Origin of the sequence: Winogradskyella aquimaris, from assembly GCF_042676105.1 — a bacterium.
Lineage (GTDB): Bacteria > Bacteroidota > Bacteroidia > Flavobacteriales > Flavobacteriaceae > Winogradskyella > Winogradskyella aquimaris.
In genome coordinates this window covers 353,642-367,983 of sequence record NZ_JBHTJQ010000002.1, presented here as the reverse complement: position 1 = coordinate 367,983, position 14,342 = coordinate 353,642, and the positions used below count along the sequence as shown (strand labels likewise).

Sequence of the window (14,342 nt, the reverse complement as noted above, 5' to 3'; positions counted from 1 at the left end):
ACAGCAATGAAAGACGAGGGTATTACTATTACAAAATCATCTGGGGACAAGGTTAAATTTTCTCTTAACAAACTGCGCTCATCCTTAAAACGAACTGGTGCCGATAAAGAAACTATAGATCAAATTATAGATACCGTTAGAGACGAATTGTACCAAGGTATTTCTACACGAGCGATTTACAACAGAGCCTTTGCATTACTTAAGAAAAAGAAACGTCATTTTGCTTCTAAGTATAAACTCAAAAAAGCCATTTATGAGCTGGGGCCAACGGGTTTCCCCTTTGAACGCTTTGTTGGTGCAGTTTTAAAAAATTCTGGCTATGACATTAAAATTGGCGAAGTTCTACAAGGTAAATGCGTTACCCATGAAATTGATGTCTTAGCACATAAAGATCATGAAACCACGATTGTAGAATGTAAGTTTCATAGTGAACAAGGTATCAACTGCAATGTAAAAGTACCGCTATACATTCACTCTAGATATCAAGATGTCAAAGCTCATTGGAATACTAATCCTAATAACAAAACAAGCCTCACAAAAGCATGGGTCGTTACTAATACCAGATTTACGGAAGACGCCTTGCAATACAGTAAATGTTGTGGTCTTTATTTATTGAGTTGGGACTACCCAGAAAACAATGCACTAAAAGATCGTATTGATCGATTCGGTCTCTACCCTATCACGGTTTCTACACTTCTGAGCAATAGAGAAAAGCAGTTTTTGTTGAGTAGAAATGTGGTCTTATGTAGAGAACTCATACATGACAGATTTTATCTCGATCATTTGGGAATTTCCGATGCTAGAAAAGAAAAAATACTAAAAGAAATCTCAGAACTCTGTAACTCTAAAAATCAATAGCTATGGACAATTTTGTAAAGGTTAATTTTTTGGGTGCCTCAGGTGTCGTTACTGGTTCTAAATTTTTAATAGAAACCTCCGAGCAAAATATATTAGTAGACTGTGGGATGTTTCAAGGTTTAAAAGCCTTAAGAGAACTTAACTGGGCAGACCTACCCGTAGATGTTAAATCGATAGATATTGTCCTTCTTACTCATGGACATTTAGATCATGTTGGGTATTTACCAAGACTAGTAAAGCAAGGGTTTAGAGGTAAAATTGTTGGCACAGCTCCAACATTGGCCATAGCAGAAATCATCCTAAAAGACAGTGCTAAGATTCACGAGGAAGAAGCAGAAAAAGCCAATAAAGAAAAGTACTCCAAGCACCAGCCTGCTTTACCTTTCTATACCGTTGAAGACGCTGAAAAAACGATTAAGCTATTTCATTCAGAAACAGAGGATCATTGGATTGTATTGACCGAAAACATCTCATATCGCTTTCAATATAACGGACATATCATTGGTGCCACATTTATTGAGCTAAATATTAATGGGAAACGCTTTGTGTTTTCAGGAGATATTGGAAGAACCGATGATTACTTGCTCAACAATCCAAAAACACCAGAATGGGCAGATTACCTGTTTATTGAAAGTACTTATGGCAACAAGTTACATCCAGAGGAAGATGTAGAATCCATTTTAGAAAGCATTATCAAAGAAACGCTACATAAAAAAGGGAACCTTATCATTCCAAGTTTTGCGGTAGAACGCCTACAAACACTGATGTATATTCTTTGGCAATTGTATAAAACCCGTAGAATTCCCAACATTCCTATTTTTATAGATAGCCCAATGGGCGATAATGTTTTGGATGTTTTTAAACGTTTCCCAAAATGGCACAGATTGAGCAATGAAGACTATCAGGCCATGTGCAATCATGTAAACATAGTAGAATCGTACAGAGAAACCTGGGAAACCATAGATGACAAACGCTCTAAAATAGTTATTGCCGGCAGTGGCATGGTCACCGGTGGACGCGTACTCACCTACTTACAACAACTTATAGACGAACCATCAACCACAGTACTTTTAGTAGGCTACCAAGCCGAAGGTACAAGAGGAAGACAACTTAAGGAAGGCGTACATGAAATCCGGTTCTTCGGAAAATACTATCCGGTTAAAGCCACCATAAAAACGATTGAAAGTTTATCCGCGCATGCAGATCAAAACGATTTACTCAACTGGATGTCTAACATCAAAAATATTCCGGAAACTGTCTACCTCATCCATGGCGAACCTACCGCACTAGATGCCTTTAGGTCAAAAATTGAAAATACTTATGGTTGGCACGTGAAAATTCCTCAGTTAACAGACGTTGAGAAATTGATAGTTTAATTTTTAACAACCTGATTCAAACTGATTAATATCATTTCAGAATTCTCATTAGCTCATTAAATTAGAAACAGTAAAATCGAAGTTTAACACTAAAAATTTAGAGCTATGTCACTAATTAAATTTAACAACAGAAGACGTTTGATTCCTAATTGGACAAATGAAGGCTTAAAAAATTTTTTAAGCAGCGACGATTTCTTTAACAATGATTTTTTTGAAGAAGATAGCTTAATGCCAGCTATGAATGTTAAGGAACACGATGACGATTTTGAAATAGAGTTTGCAGCTCCTGGTTTCAATAAAAAAGATTTTGAGGTCACTATAGAAGATAATATTCTTAATGTATGTGGTGAGAAAAAACACGAATCTGAAGAGAAAGAAGAAGATTTCACCCGCAAAGAATTTAGCTATAACTCATTTAAACGATCTATAGCATTACCTAAAACTATTAATACAGATCAGGAAGTTAAAGCAACCTACAAAAACGGTATTCTTAAACTTAATCTTCTAAAAAAAGAAGAAGCTAAAGCACTAAAACCTAAAAAGGTTGAAGTTATCTAAAATCAGTTAATTATGGCAGAGTGTATGTTTAAATAGCCTTACACTCTGCCTGTTTAAATTCTTAATCATGAAAACAATACATACCCATGCCAAACACACAGAATGGTTGAGTGCAGACGAGATGCACTTTGAATCGAAAAAATGGCTTTCAGAATTAGAATTCTACAAAGAAGAGCAATGGTTTTTTGAAGACTTAATTCGCACGTACACACTGCAAATCTTAGACCATAATCATTTTGATGAAAGCAAACGACTTATTGATAAGCTTACCAAAATAGTAGAGCAAACACAGACCCTATTAAAAGCTGTTAAATCTCACGAAAAGCAACTATCCATCATGGTAGATGGCATAGACCAGATCAAGGAAGAAACAGCCTATAAAAAAGAACATCGCAATCTTACTGAACTTGTAGATGAGTTAAGAAAACGTTACAGAACCTTAAAAGCCAAGTTCTTTAAGTTTATAAAAATGATAATGAAAGAGAGTAAAGAAAATCACCTTATAGAAAAGAAATAGCTCTGTTATGAAAAAGCTGATGATTCTACTTATAGCAATTCTAGTAAGCAATTGTGCCTCAGTACAATTAACACAACAATGGAAAAGTCCAAATGTTGAGTCTTACGCTCCTTCTAAAATTTTAGTAGTTGGTCTTACATCTAATATGGAAGCCAAGCAAAAATTTGAGAACGAACTTAAGACCAAGTTTATTGAACGAGGCACAGATGCTTATACCAGCTTTGAGGTGTTCCCAGACCGTACTATTACAGAAAAACTTTCCCAAACGGAATTAGACACCCTGGAAAAACAGCTTTTACAAAATGGCTTTGACACCATTATATTCTCAAAGGTAGTAGGTTCTGAAGATAAAATAGTGTACACCAAAAACTTTGATGTGTACGATGAAACGTTTATAAAATTTAAAGAGGATTATTTAAGATACCAGGACAGTTTTTACAATCCAGAATATTATGAAGAATATACGGTTTACCACGCCGAGACTTCGGTATTTTGTATTTGCCCAACTAAAGACCAAGAATTACTCTGGAAAGGATCTATTGAAATTGTAGATCCACAATCCATTGAAAAAACCGTAAGAGACTACATTAATGTCATTCTTGAAACCTTAGAAAAGGAACAGCTCATCAACCCAATAGCATTAGGTATTAAAAAGGAAATCATCTAACTCTACCTAAAAAGTACACATCTCGTTTAAGCACACTTTTGATTATAAATTCAGTTTTTGTTTTTAAACATGAAAGACCAATAACGGCACTTTAAGTTTCTTGCTAATCTCCGTTGTTGACGATCCCGTAAAGAATCTTTCAAACAGACTTTCTTTCTGAACCAAAAGCGCAATTAAATCAATACCATGCGTTTGGGTATAGGCATTCACCACATGATCCATTGGTGTATTACTTACCACATGATACTCATGAGTCATATCATTTAAATGTTGCTCAATATGTTTGCGGTCTTGTTCTTCTTCTGTAGAAAATTCACCGTTAGGATGTATACGCAGCAGGTGCAACTTTTTAGAATATAGTCTCATAAAAGCCAGTAGACTAGCAAATGCATCACCATGCAGTGAATCCTTAAGATCCAATGGTAAAAGTACCTCATCAGGCGCTGTATATTCAAACCGCTCAGGAATGACCAAAGTTGGGCAATATACCTTTCTAATTACATTAATGGTATTACTACCAAATAAGACCTCTTTGGCACCTGTAACACCGTTAGTTCCCATAACTATAAGATCTATAGCCTTGGATGCAATAACTTGCTTAACCGCATCTATAAATACATCATGATCTATGAGCATTTCAAAACGAAAGTCCTCTTTACTGTAGGCCTTCTCAAAACCTGCTACCAATTTTTTCAATCTACTTTTTGGTCTCTTTACCAATGAGTCATAAATACTCTTGTTGCCCATAGCCACTAAATCGTCACTTAGATACGTGTTTGAAACCTTAACGTGTAACACAAAAAAGTTATGGCTACGGCCAGAAAACAACCTTAAAGCATAGTGTATCGCATTTATGGAGTTCTCTGAAAAGTCGGTAAGCAACAGTATATTTTTCATACATTAAATGTAGTAATCTTAATTTTAGTTTCGTATGATTTTAGTCAGTATCCATAAGTTCAAACTAAAAGAATACCTCATATGCAATCACGTGATAGTTGGATACATCTATTCCCAACAAATATCCAAATCGTCTATTACTGCGGCATTCTGACTGTCATAAACATAATCATAAATACCATCCTCACTCACGTCTACCCAGTGCAACAGGCCGTCTTCAACTGCAAAAATCCATACATGTCCACTAGGAAGGGTAAGTTCTAAATAGTCTTCGGAATTTTCAGTAATCACAGCGCTAAAGTCATTAACGTTATAATAGATATGTTCATAGCAACCTGCACCATAAATCAATCCCCATTGCTCAAAAGGGAAGGTTTCGTTATTCTGAAACTTGAGATACTCGCTACTGAGTTCGTTAATGGCAATATGCCATACGGTTCCTTCGTACATTTCTAAAAAAGTGGTTTCAATAACAGGATCGCTGTTATCATCATTACTAGAACATGATGTAGCCATTGTAAAACCTAATACAAGAACTACGATATAATATAGACCTTTCATGATAATTAGTTTTAGTAAGCTTAAGGTATTAAGAAGGAAGGATTTATAAAATGACCAATATCAATTAGGTGCAAGTTTACACCCATGTTTTTGCCACTACCTTAATTGAGCTTATTAATCCTTTCGATAAGTTGTAAAAAGTGTCTATATTGAAAATTGAAATTTTGAAAGCGAAAAATATGGATGAAAAAAATCACATAAAAGCATCGTTATCCCTCCCATTGGGCATATTATAGAACTTTCAATAACGCATATAAACAAGTTGTAAAACATTTAACCAAATCAACCAATAATGAGAAAAATTTTAAGTTTAGTAATTTTAATTAGCTTTTTGTCGTGTAAAAATTCAGAAAAAGAAAATAGCCTAAACCAAAAAGAAACAGAATTAACTCAAAAAGAAAATCAACTCGAATCAAAAACTAAAGAGCTTGAAGTTAAAGAACAGATACTAAAACTTAATGCTGAGGTTCAAAACAACATTATTCATTGTGAGAATAAAAAGTTTATTATAAAAATAGACAAACTTAAAAATGGAGATTTAAGATACATTTCTTGGAATAAACCCAAAACGATATCTGACAAACCGAATCTAATACTATACGACGGAAAAGTAGAACGACAAGGAACAGGTGGTGGTTATCACTACGTTTTCCGAAGTGGAGAATGGAGTTATATTATTGAAAATAACTTGATGGGAGAAACAGCTGAATCAATGGGACTATTTCTAAAATTACTTAACAATGGAAAACAAAAGATGTATTCCAAAATGACTGATTTAACTACCGAAAAAGATTACGATTTAAAATCTTACTCAAGTAAAAATTTAATTGGAAATTGGTGGACACCACATTATGCTGTGAGAAAAATACGCTTTAACGAGAATGGAACATTTCTTTTTGAAAATGGAGACGGAAAAAATTTTAAAGGAAAGTTTGAATTTATTGATAAATCTGTAATCCTAAATTTCGACAATGGGCTTGATAAAGTAATGAAAATTGGTGGAGGATATAACAATTCAAGTTTAACATTAACTGGAGGAGGAGAAAATTTTGTCAAGGAATGAAAAGAATAAAAACGTTTTACAACAATGTATAACCGCAATTACGGTGGATTCGGACGCAGTCGAATCCACTCGGAATTGCGAGCGTCTGTGCTCAAACGAAAATTAACGCAAATTAACCCGTAACTGACGGTTATACGAGACCGTTGGCAGCAATTTTTACTACATGAAATTATATCGATATCAGTCTATTAACAAACTAACTCTGCAAAACTTGAGTAACCAGAAAAATTGGATTGCTGATCCTTATGAATTTAATGATCCATTTGAATTTAGTCTAATAGAAAAATTTCTTCCTTTATCAAATGGTAAATTGGAACGATTAGAAGAAGAACATATTTTAAGAATACAAGCTATTCAAGAACAAATAAGTCAGTTTGGTGTCGTTTGTTATAGTTCTGATTACACGAATAATCTTTTGTGGGCACATTATGCTGATAATCATAAAGGAATGTGTCTAGTTTTTGATATTCCCGATGATAAAGTTCCAGATTTACATAAAGTATCTTACAGTAAAAAATTCCCGTTTGTGGGACTTAATGGATCTAATATCAAAGATATCATTCCTGTTGTGACAACAAAATCAATAGATTGGGCTTATGAACAAGAATATCGAGAAGTATTTTTACTAAAAAATAAACTGCACGATTATCCAGGAGAATTAAAGGAAATTATATTTGGTTGTAGAACACTGTTTGATGATATTAAAATTGTTAGAGATATTTCTGTAGGTAAAAATGAAAACTTAAAAATATCAAAAATGCATATTGCGGAAAATTATTACGGGTTGGTAAAAGATACTAATGGCGACAATAAAGATCTACCCAAGTTTTGGAGTCTAAAAAATATAAAAATGTGATAATAAATTCAATATTAAACTGCTGCCAACAACGTGTATAGTTTATAGCTAATCCAACCTAACTCAAAGAATTTTTCTTACATTTAAAAAAACATAACTCGGAAAAAAAGAGCAAACAGCGCACGTTTTTCCCCGGAAAGCCAGCCGCACATGTGCGCTGCCATTTCCGCAACGTATCATTTACAAAACCGTTGTGCTTCATTATAACCAACCAATAATCAATGATAAAATTCTTTAGAAAAATTAGGCAAAAGCTGCTCTCTGAAAACAAATTCGGAAAATACCTGACTTATGCTATTGGAGAAATAATTCTAGTAGTTATCGGTATTTTAATTGCACTTGCTTTAAATAATTGGAACTCAAATAGATTATCTATTGATCGAAATAATACGCTACTAATAAAATTATCCAAAGAATTAGATTTAAATATCGAACGAGCTGCTAGCCTTGATTCTTTTGATTTGAATGGAGGCTTTAAGATTAAATTAAAATTTACTGACAGTATTTTTAATTTACTTGATAAGAATCTGGCAACAAATCACTTAGATTACATAACAAGTGATTTGATATTTTATATAAATACCTTTAACCTTAATACCTCTGTATTTCAAGAATTAAAGAACACTGGTAGTTTGTACTCAATAGGCTCAGATAGTCTAGTGACACAAATTCAAAAGTATTACCAACTTTGTGATAGAGAATCATACTACAATCTAGAATATAGTCAAAATGTAAATACTCTTAGGTTTAGATGCTATGATAAATGGAACGACTTTAAGTATCTCTATAAAAAAGACCCAAATGAGGCCATAAAACATCATCCTTGGATTGCCAATCCAAGATCTCTTGAATTCATTCAATTTAGACAATTCGTAGCTGCAGCAAGGAGTCACCATGGGCTGATGTCCTTCAAATTAAATGGTATAATCAAAGAAGCTGAAAAGCTCAAAAAACTTATAGCTTCCGAGCAAAATAAAGAAAGTATTTAAAAAGAACTAATGGTTAGTAAGTGTATAGCGAAAGCACAACAAAGTATATAAACCATTAAAAACAGCTCATACACGAAACCGTTGTGCTTCATTATAACCAACCAATAATCAATGATAAAATTCTTTAGAAAAATTAGGCAAAAGCTGCTCTCTGAAAACAATTTCAGCAAGTATCTAATTTATGCAATTGGTGAGATTATATTGGTAGTTATTGGAATTTTGATTGCCTTACAAATCAACAATGCGAATGAAAATCGAAAATCTGCAAAGCAAGAGAATCTATACCTAAAAAGATTACTCTCTGAAAACAGAGACGATATCAATACATTTAAAAATAATATATCTGATTTAGAAAAAGGAATTGAAACCATAGAAAACCTGTCTTTAGTTCTCAATTCCAAAGACAGTAATGACGAAAGACTTATTGCAGCTGCGAACGATTTCTTTGGCTATGGTAGCATATATCCTATATTTTCTTCATCTACTTCAACTTTTGATGACCTTTCGAGTACAGGAAATTTAAAGGATATTCGGAATTCTGAATTGCGAGATGAATTAGTCAAACATTATGCAAAGCACAAACAAGTTGCAGAATGGATAAGAATTGGAACGGAATGGGCTCTTCCAAATGATGCGCCTTTTACATATAATAATAGTATAATGAGATTTGAGCCTGTATCTGACTTTTTATTTGGAGAACAAAACCAATCGGATTTAGCTAATCATTTGAGGGACAAAAAAGAAGAATATATAAACAATGCGGCAGTTCACTTTTGGATTAATAAAGACCCAATTGATAAACTTAAAGTATTGATTACAGATACAAACGAAATAATTAATCTGATTGAACAGGAATTAAAAAAATAACGAAAGCACAACAATGGCTATAATTCATTGCGGTTGAATTCCTAATCGGAATTTCAAGCCTTTTTGCTAAATTTATGGTTACGGCGGAATGATACTCGCGTAACATTCCGTAACGAAACCATAGCCAAAACCGTTGTGCTTCATTATAACCAACCATTAATCAATGATAAAATTCTTTAGAAAAATTAGGCAAAAGCTGCTCTCTGAAAACAATTTCAGCAAGTATCTAATTTATGCAATTGGTGAGATTATATTGGTAGTTATTGGAATTTTGATTGCATTACAAATTAATAACTGGAACGAAGAATTAAAATTAGAACAAAAAGAAATTGATATTGCTACTGAGATATATTTTGAACTCAATGAGAACTTGGCATATGTGAAAAAACAGAAAATAAACTGGGAGAAACGTGCAAATACAGCCCAAACGCTTTCAAAAATAATCATTTCAAAATCAGAATCGTTAACGCAAAAACAGTTTGACAGCACAATGCTTTACATATTAGGGTATTATAAACTGAATTTGATAAAAAACAAATTTGATAATATCGTCTCATCAGAAACATTTGAGTTTAAAAAATCTACTTCACTGAAAAGAGAAATGCTAGCTCTAAAAAGCTTATATGAAACCTTAGAATCATATTATCAATCAAATGTTGAGGTGAACAGAAATACCTTACGCCCATACTTATTCGAAAATTATTCTTTTCGGAACTTTAACAATATCATTTCTAAAGAATCAAAAGGATTTGCAGTTAATCACCAGAATTTATTAAATGATTTAAAGTTTGATAATGCAATTCAAAACGTAATTGGGTCTAGTATGCCGTTTGTAAATTACTTTAATACGACAATTAAAAAAATGGAATTATTAAAAGTTGCTCTAGAAGAAACGTATCCCAGTATTAAGGAATGATAAAGTTATTTAAAGTCAATTTGATATTGCCAAATCAAATATACCTAGAACATCTGGCTAAGCAAGCTGCTTATGGAGAACACAAACCAAAAACATGATAAAATTCTTTAGAAAAATTAGACAAAATTTACTTTCAGAAGGTAAAACTGGAAAGTATCTTAAATATGCAATCGGAGAAATCATACTTGTGGTTATAGGAATTCTGATTGCGTTGCAGATCAATAATTGGAATGAAGAAAAAAAGAATCAAAAATTAGTTTCTAATATTTTGTATGATTTAATGTCTGATTTAAAAAAAGACAGTATTGATCTTGCTTATCATGTTAAATATTCTGAACAAGAACTTAGCAGGCATAACTTAATTATTGATAGGGCTAGAAACAAAGGTGCTACTTTGGACACTTTAGTTTTTTTGGGTAAGAATGAGTTTCAACCTCATTGGGTAGCACCTTTAAATTATAATTCGACTACGTTTCAAAGTATTAAATCATCAGGTAAACTTGAATTATTATCAGATTCAATAAAGAAAGAAATTATTGTCTTCTATAATAAAATTGGGTATTATGAATCGATTTTAAACGAATTGAATGCTCAATACAGAAGAAGCTTACACGAGTTTAGTCAACACTTTATTTTAAATAAGGGATTAGATTATGAATATTTAGCACGAGTCATTTCATGGGAAAATATTGATAAAAAAGAATTTGTATTAAAATTTGATGCCTTATTGACACTACGAAAACTCCTTTGGGATTATTATTATGAGAGTTTGAAAAAACAACAAAAAAGAAATGAATCTGTAATGAAATTGATAAAAAAAGAATTGAAAGAAAATCGGTAAATATTAAGCAATAACGAAATCACGACAATGGGCATAAGTAATCTTGAATAACCTATGAAAACCAACCATTCAATAATTCTAATTGTTTTTCTTATACTTGTTTATGGGTGTAAAGAAAGTCGAGAGGCTACAGAAAAAGAAAGAGAGAACTGGTGGCTGTGGACAGCGAATTGGAATCCAAATAACGACCAAATTTCTGCTGGAGGTACTCAGGATACATTAAGGCTGTTTTCATCAGAATCCTATCAACTGGTATATAATATCCCTCTGAAAGGAACAATAACCAAAACGAAATGGCATCCAATGAAAAATATATTGGCTATTTCAATGCAAAATGAGAAATCGAAATCATTGATATTAGACCCTAATTCAAATGATCAAATCGTCCTTGACAGTCTTGATGAATCTGGTGCGAGGGCAATTGGCTGGAACTATAATGGGGAACTGCTTGCAACTGGAGATTATAGTGGCATTCTAAACATCTACAACGAAAGTGGAGGAATTATTAAACGGATTGATACAAAACAAAAAGGGCTTATGGGATTAGATTGGCACCCAGATAAAAACATAGTTACAGTTGTTGGCGAGAGAATATCCATTTACGATTTTGATAACGATTCTATTTATGACATTAAGCCAAGAAAAGAAGATGTCCTTATGCTTTGTGTAGCGTGGCATCCAAATGGCAGGTTCTTTGTAACGGCCGACTATGGCGATTTTGAAAATGATTATACACCTTTATTACAGTTTTGGTCAGCAAATGGTAAAAATTTAAAGAACATTAAAAAGAGTAAAGCTGAATATAGAAATCTAAAATGGAGCGGAGATGGAAAAACTTTAGCAACTGCTAGTGAATCATTAAGGCTATGGACTGAAAATGGTGATCTACTTAAAGAATCCAAATCGGAAAATCTTCTTTGGGGTATTGATTGGAATAAATCAGATAGCAAAATTGTGACAACTGATGAAAAAGGAAAAATTATAATTTGGGATAAAGAACTAAATCAAATTCAAGAGTTAACGTACTGATAAAAAAAGACCTAAAATAATGTATTAAAAAACAGGAGAAACAATTTTAAAATCAAGGATTGTGACTCGTGTCAAAGTTTGTAATTAACCGAAAGTTTCGTGATTTGAAATCACCTACTTTTCATATATTAACCATTGCCAACAAAATGAAAAAAACCACAGTACTATTATTCAATCTATTTTGTTTTTTGAACATTTATGGTCAAAACGACTCGATTAAAACAGTTGATTTCAGTAGTGTAGATAAAAAACTGTTCACGTCAACTGATTCAAATACTGATAGTCGTTTTAAATATGATTTTAAAATAATTGATTCATTATATTTTTACGAAAATTCATTTAAAAAAGACCTGCAAACAGCTGACTATGAAAAGGACTTTGAGTTGCAAACAGGCGACAGAAAATCAATTATTAAATTTGAATGTAAAGAAAGAGATCCTGAAACTTGTTACAGATATGTAGGGTATTCTGAAAATGCTGAAGTTCACCTTATCTCCAAATGTAGGGATGTTTGCGAATTATATCTAATCGATTCATATACTGGCTCAACTCTCTCTGTTCCTTCTGAATTTGATGGTGGCTCTTTTCCTGTTTTTTTACCAGGATATATGATTCTTTACTCATCTTATTACGATAACAGTTTTGAAGACTACTATGAATATCGTTCAATTATTGACATTTATGAGTTAAAAACCGCGAATGATTTAGAGCAAAAATTCAAATATGTTGGCAGTATTAATTCAAAAAATTGGTCCATACAGGAAGTTTTTGAATCTAATGATAAAAATTCATTTCTCTTAAAAATCTATGATAAGCGTAATGAATATAATTATGTAGAAATTAATATCGAATAAAATACTATTGGCAACAATGTGTCACCGCAATTACGGCGGATTCGACTACGTCCGACACGAACACCAAGTGCGAACTGGTGAAGCAATCCACTCGGAATTGCGAGCGTCAATGCTTAAACAAAACCGTTGTGTTTTATCATGGTAGACTCTAGAATAAATAATTATTCTAACTTTAAAGAAATTCTCTGCCAATGATAAAATTCTTTAGAAAAATTAGACAAAATTTACTTTCAGAAGGTAAAACTGGAAAGTATCTTAAATATGCAATCGGAGAAATCATACTTGTGGTTATAGGTATTCTGATTGCGTTGCAGATCAATAATTGGAATGAAGGAAGAAAAGAATTCAATAAGTCTAAGGCACTATTAGAAGAGTTTAAAAGAGACCTCGCTCGAGATACAGTAGAAAGTAATTACGTTACGGGTAAATTAGAACGCCGTATAACTATTGGGGCATGGGCACTTCATAAAATTTCGTATGACACCAGCCACTTAGATAGCTTAAAACTCGTTTTTTTTAGTCCCTATCATCAGCTACCAATGACAGATAGAACATTTAATAAACTGCAGAATTCTGAAAACCCAAATCTTACAGGTTTTGAAAATCTACAAAACAATCTCACGAAATATTATACTGATACTAAGTACCTTCTCGATGCTTTTAATGAAGAGGAGAAATATAATGCCATGTATCATGAAATAAACCAGGTAATTCGTCAAAAAACTGAAAAAGACTTAAGTGGCTTCCCCGTGTTACCGATTGAAAAAGAATCACTTGAGAACCTGATTTCATTTGCTCAAAGTATTGAAGGAAGAAATTATATAAAGCAAACTTATGTTCGCAGAAAAGGTATGATGAAATACTTTAAGAGGGTAAAAAAAGAAGCTAAGCAATTGATTCAGGAAATAAATACTTGCTTGGAAGTGAAAAAATAACGATTTAGTAATCAAAAAAGACATCTAACAAAAAAATTTATAATGTAATTTTCGGATAAAATTCGATATGAAAAAATATCTTCAAATACTCTTGTTCACCCCTTTTTTAATGGCTTTTCAATGTGAAAGTGATGATCCAGCACCATTTGACAACTTAGAAACCACAGGAATTTTGGGTAGTTGGGAAATTCAAGATGAAGTTATCAATGGAAATATTTCTGATATGATTCCAAGGTGTTGCGAGTTTTTGGAATTTGATCCTGATGATGATATCAGAGATAATAAAGGGCTGCTAACTTATAATGACTCACAGGGATTGGTTAACTCTGGCACATTTGAAGTAGATTTTGACAATCAGATAATCCTATTTATTGATAATGATGATGACGAGTTCTTGTTTACGTTCTCATTAGATGAGTCTCAAGATATTCTTACAATAGACTTTAATGAAGATGGAACCGACTATACTCAAAATTGGGTTAAAATAAATTAAAAACAGAACACAACAACGTGTGTAGCTCATTGCGGCTAAATTGCCTTCGGCCAGTTCGCTACTAT

Annotated in this window: 17 protein-coding genes; 15 read left to right on the top strand and 2 right to left on the bottom strand. The window is 32.7% G+C overall.

Translation table 11 applies throughout. The annotated features are described in order from the left end of the window. Positions 1–6 precede the first annotated feature (6 nt). From ACFQ1K_RS02220 to ACFQ1K_RS02200, 5 genes are all read left to right on the top strand, one after another. Positions 7–858, top strand: coding sequence for a restriction endonuclease (locus ACFQ1K_RS02220; protein WP_320556285.1), 852 nt, complete (start codon positions 7–9; stop codon positions 856–858). A 2-nt stretch (positions 859–860) separates the two neighbouring features. Continuing rightward, on the top strand, positions 861–2,234 hold the full coding sequence (locus ACFQ1K_RS02215) for an MBL fold metallo-hydrolase (protein ID WP_320556286.1): 1,374 nt from the start codon (positions 861–863) through the stop codon (positions 2,232–2,234). A gap of 105 nt (positions 2,235–2,339) precedes the next feature. Continuing rightward, entirely contained in the window at positions 2,340–2,792 is a 453-nt protein-coding gene (locus tag ACFQ1K_RS02210) for an Hsp20/alpha crystallin family protein (RefSeq protein WP_320556287.1), read from the top strand. Between the two features lie 67 nt (positions 2,793–2,859). Beyond that, positions 2,860–3,309 carry a hypothetical protein gene (locus ACFQ1K_RS02205; protein ID WP_320556288.1) on the top strand — a complete coding sequence of 150 codons (450 nt, stop codon included), beginning with the start codon at positions 2,860–2,862 and terminating at the stop codon, positions 3,307–3,309. Between the two features lie 7 nt (positions 3,310–3,316). Continuing rightward, on the top strand, positions 3,317–3,976 hold the full coding sequence (locus tag ACFQ1K_RS02200; RefSeq protein ID WP_320556289.1) for a hypothetical protein: 660 nt from the start codon (positions 3,317–3,319) through the stop codon (positions 3,974–3,976). Positions 3,977–4,039: 63 nt separating this feature from the next. Here ACFQ1K_RS02200 and ACFQ1K_RS02195 read toward each other — a convergent pair whose 3' ends face one another. Beyond that, a complete protein-coding gene (locus tag ACFQ1K_RS02195; RefSeq protein ID WP_320556291.1) occupies positions 4,040–4,873 on the bottom strand; it encodes a universal stress protein in 834 nt (277 codons plus the stop codon). A 108-nt stretch (positions 4,874–4,981) separates the two neighbouring features. Continuing rightward, positions 4,982–5,434: a hypothetical protein gene (locus ACFQ1K_RS02190; protein ID WP_320556292.1), complete on the bottom strand. Its 453-nt coding sequence runs from the start codon at positions 5,432–5,434 to the stop codon at positions 4,982–4,984. Positions 5,435–5,726: 292 nt separating this feature from the next. On the opposite strand from ACFQ1K_RS02190, the gene ACFQ1K_RS02185 reads away from it, so the two are divergent. From ACFQ1K_RS02185 to ACFQ1K_RS02140, 10 genes are all read left to right on the top strand, one after another. Beyond that, a complete protein-coding gene (locus ACFQ1K_RS02185) occupies positions 5,727–6,497 on the top strand; it encodes a hypothetical protein (RefSeq protein WP_320556293.1) in 771 nt (256 codons plus the stop codon). 211 nt (positions 6,498–6,708) lie between these two features. Then, the gene (locus ACFQ1K_RS02180) at positions 6,709–7,353 is read left to right on the top strand and encodes a DUF2971 domain-containing protein (RefSeq protein ID WP_320556294.1); all 645 of its coding nucleotides are present in this window, start codon (positions 6,709–6,711) and stop codon (positions 7,351–7,353) included. 221 nt (positions 7,354–7,574) lie between these two features. Continuing rightward, positions 7,575–8,342: a hypothetical protein gene (locus ACFQ1K_RS02175; protein ID WP_320556295.1), complete on the top strand. Its 768-nt coding sequence runs from the start codon at positions 7,575–7,577 to the stop codon at positions 8,340–8,342. Between the two features lie 111 nt (positions 8,343–8,453). Further along, positions 8,454–9,209, top strand: a complete 756-nt coding sequence (locus tag ACFQ1K_RS02170; RefSeq protein WP_386133685.1) for a DUF6090 family protein — start codon at positions 8,454–8,456, stop codon at positions 9,207–9,209. A 163-nt stretch (positions 9,210–9,372) separates the two neighbouring features. Next, positions 9,373–10,125, top strand: coding sequence for a hypothetical protein (locus ACFQ1K_RS02165; protein WP_386133683.1), 753 nt, complete (start codon positions 9,373–9,375; stop codon positions 10,123–10,125). Positions 10,126–10,219: 94 nt separating this feature from the next. Beyond that, positions 10,220–10,966 carry a DUF6090 family protein gene (locus ACFQ1K_RS02160; protein WP_386133680.1) on the top strand — a complete coding sequence of 249 codons (747 nt, stop codon included), beginning with the start codon at positions 10,220–10,222 and terminating at the stop codon, positions 10,964–10,966. Positions 10,967–11,020: 54 nt separating this feature from the next. Next, positions 11,021–11,995, top strand: a complete 975-nt coding sequence (locus ACFQ1K_RS02155) for a WD40 repeat domain-containing protein (RefSeq protein WP_320556872.1) — start codon at positions 11,021–11,023, stop codon at positions 11,993–11,995. Between the two features lie 146 nt (positions 11,996–12,141). Then, on the top strand, positions 12,142–12,849 hold the full coding sequence (locus tag ACFQ1K_RS02150; RefSeq protein WP_320556871.1) for a hypothetical protein: 708 nt from the start codon (positions 12,142–12,144) through the stop codon (positions 12,847–12,849). 191 nt (positions 12,850–13,040) lie between these two features. Next, entirely contained in the window at positions 13,041–13,784 is a 744-nt protein-coding gene (locus tag ACFQ1K_RS02145) for a DUF6090 family protein (protein ID WP_386133677.1), read from the top strand. Between the two features lie 67 nt (positions 13,785–13,851). After that, complete coding sequence (locus tag ACFQ1K_RS02140; RefSeq protein WP_320555308.1) at positions 13,852–14,277, top strand: hypothetical protein; 426 nt, start codon at positions 13,852–13,854, stop codon at positions 14,275–14,277. Positions 14,278–14,342 lie beyond the last annotated feature (65 nt).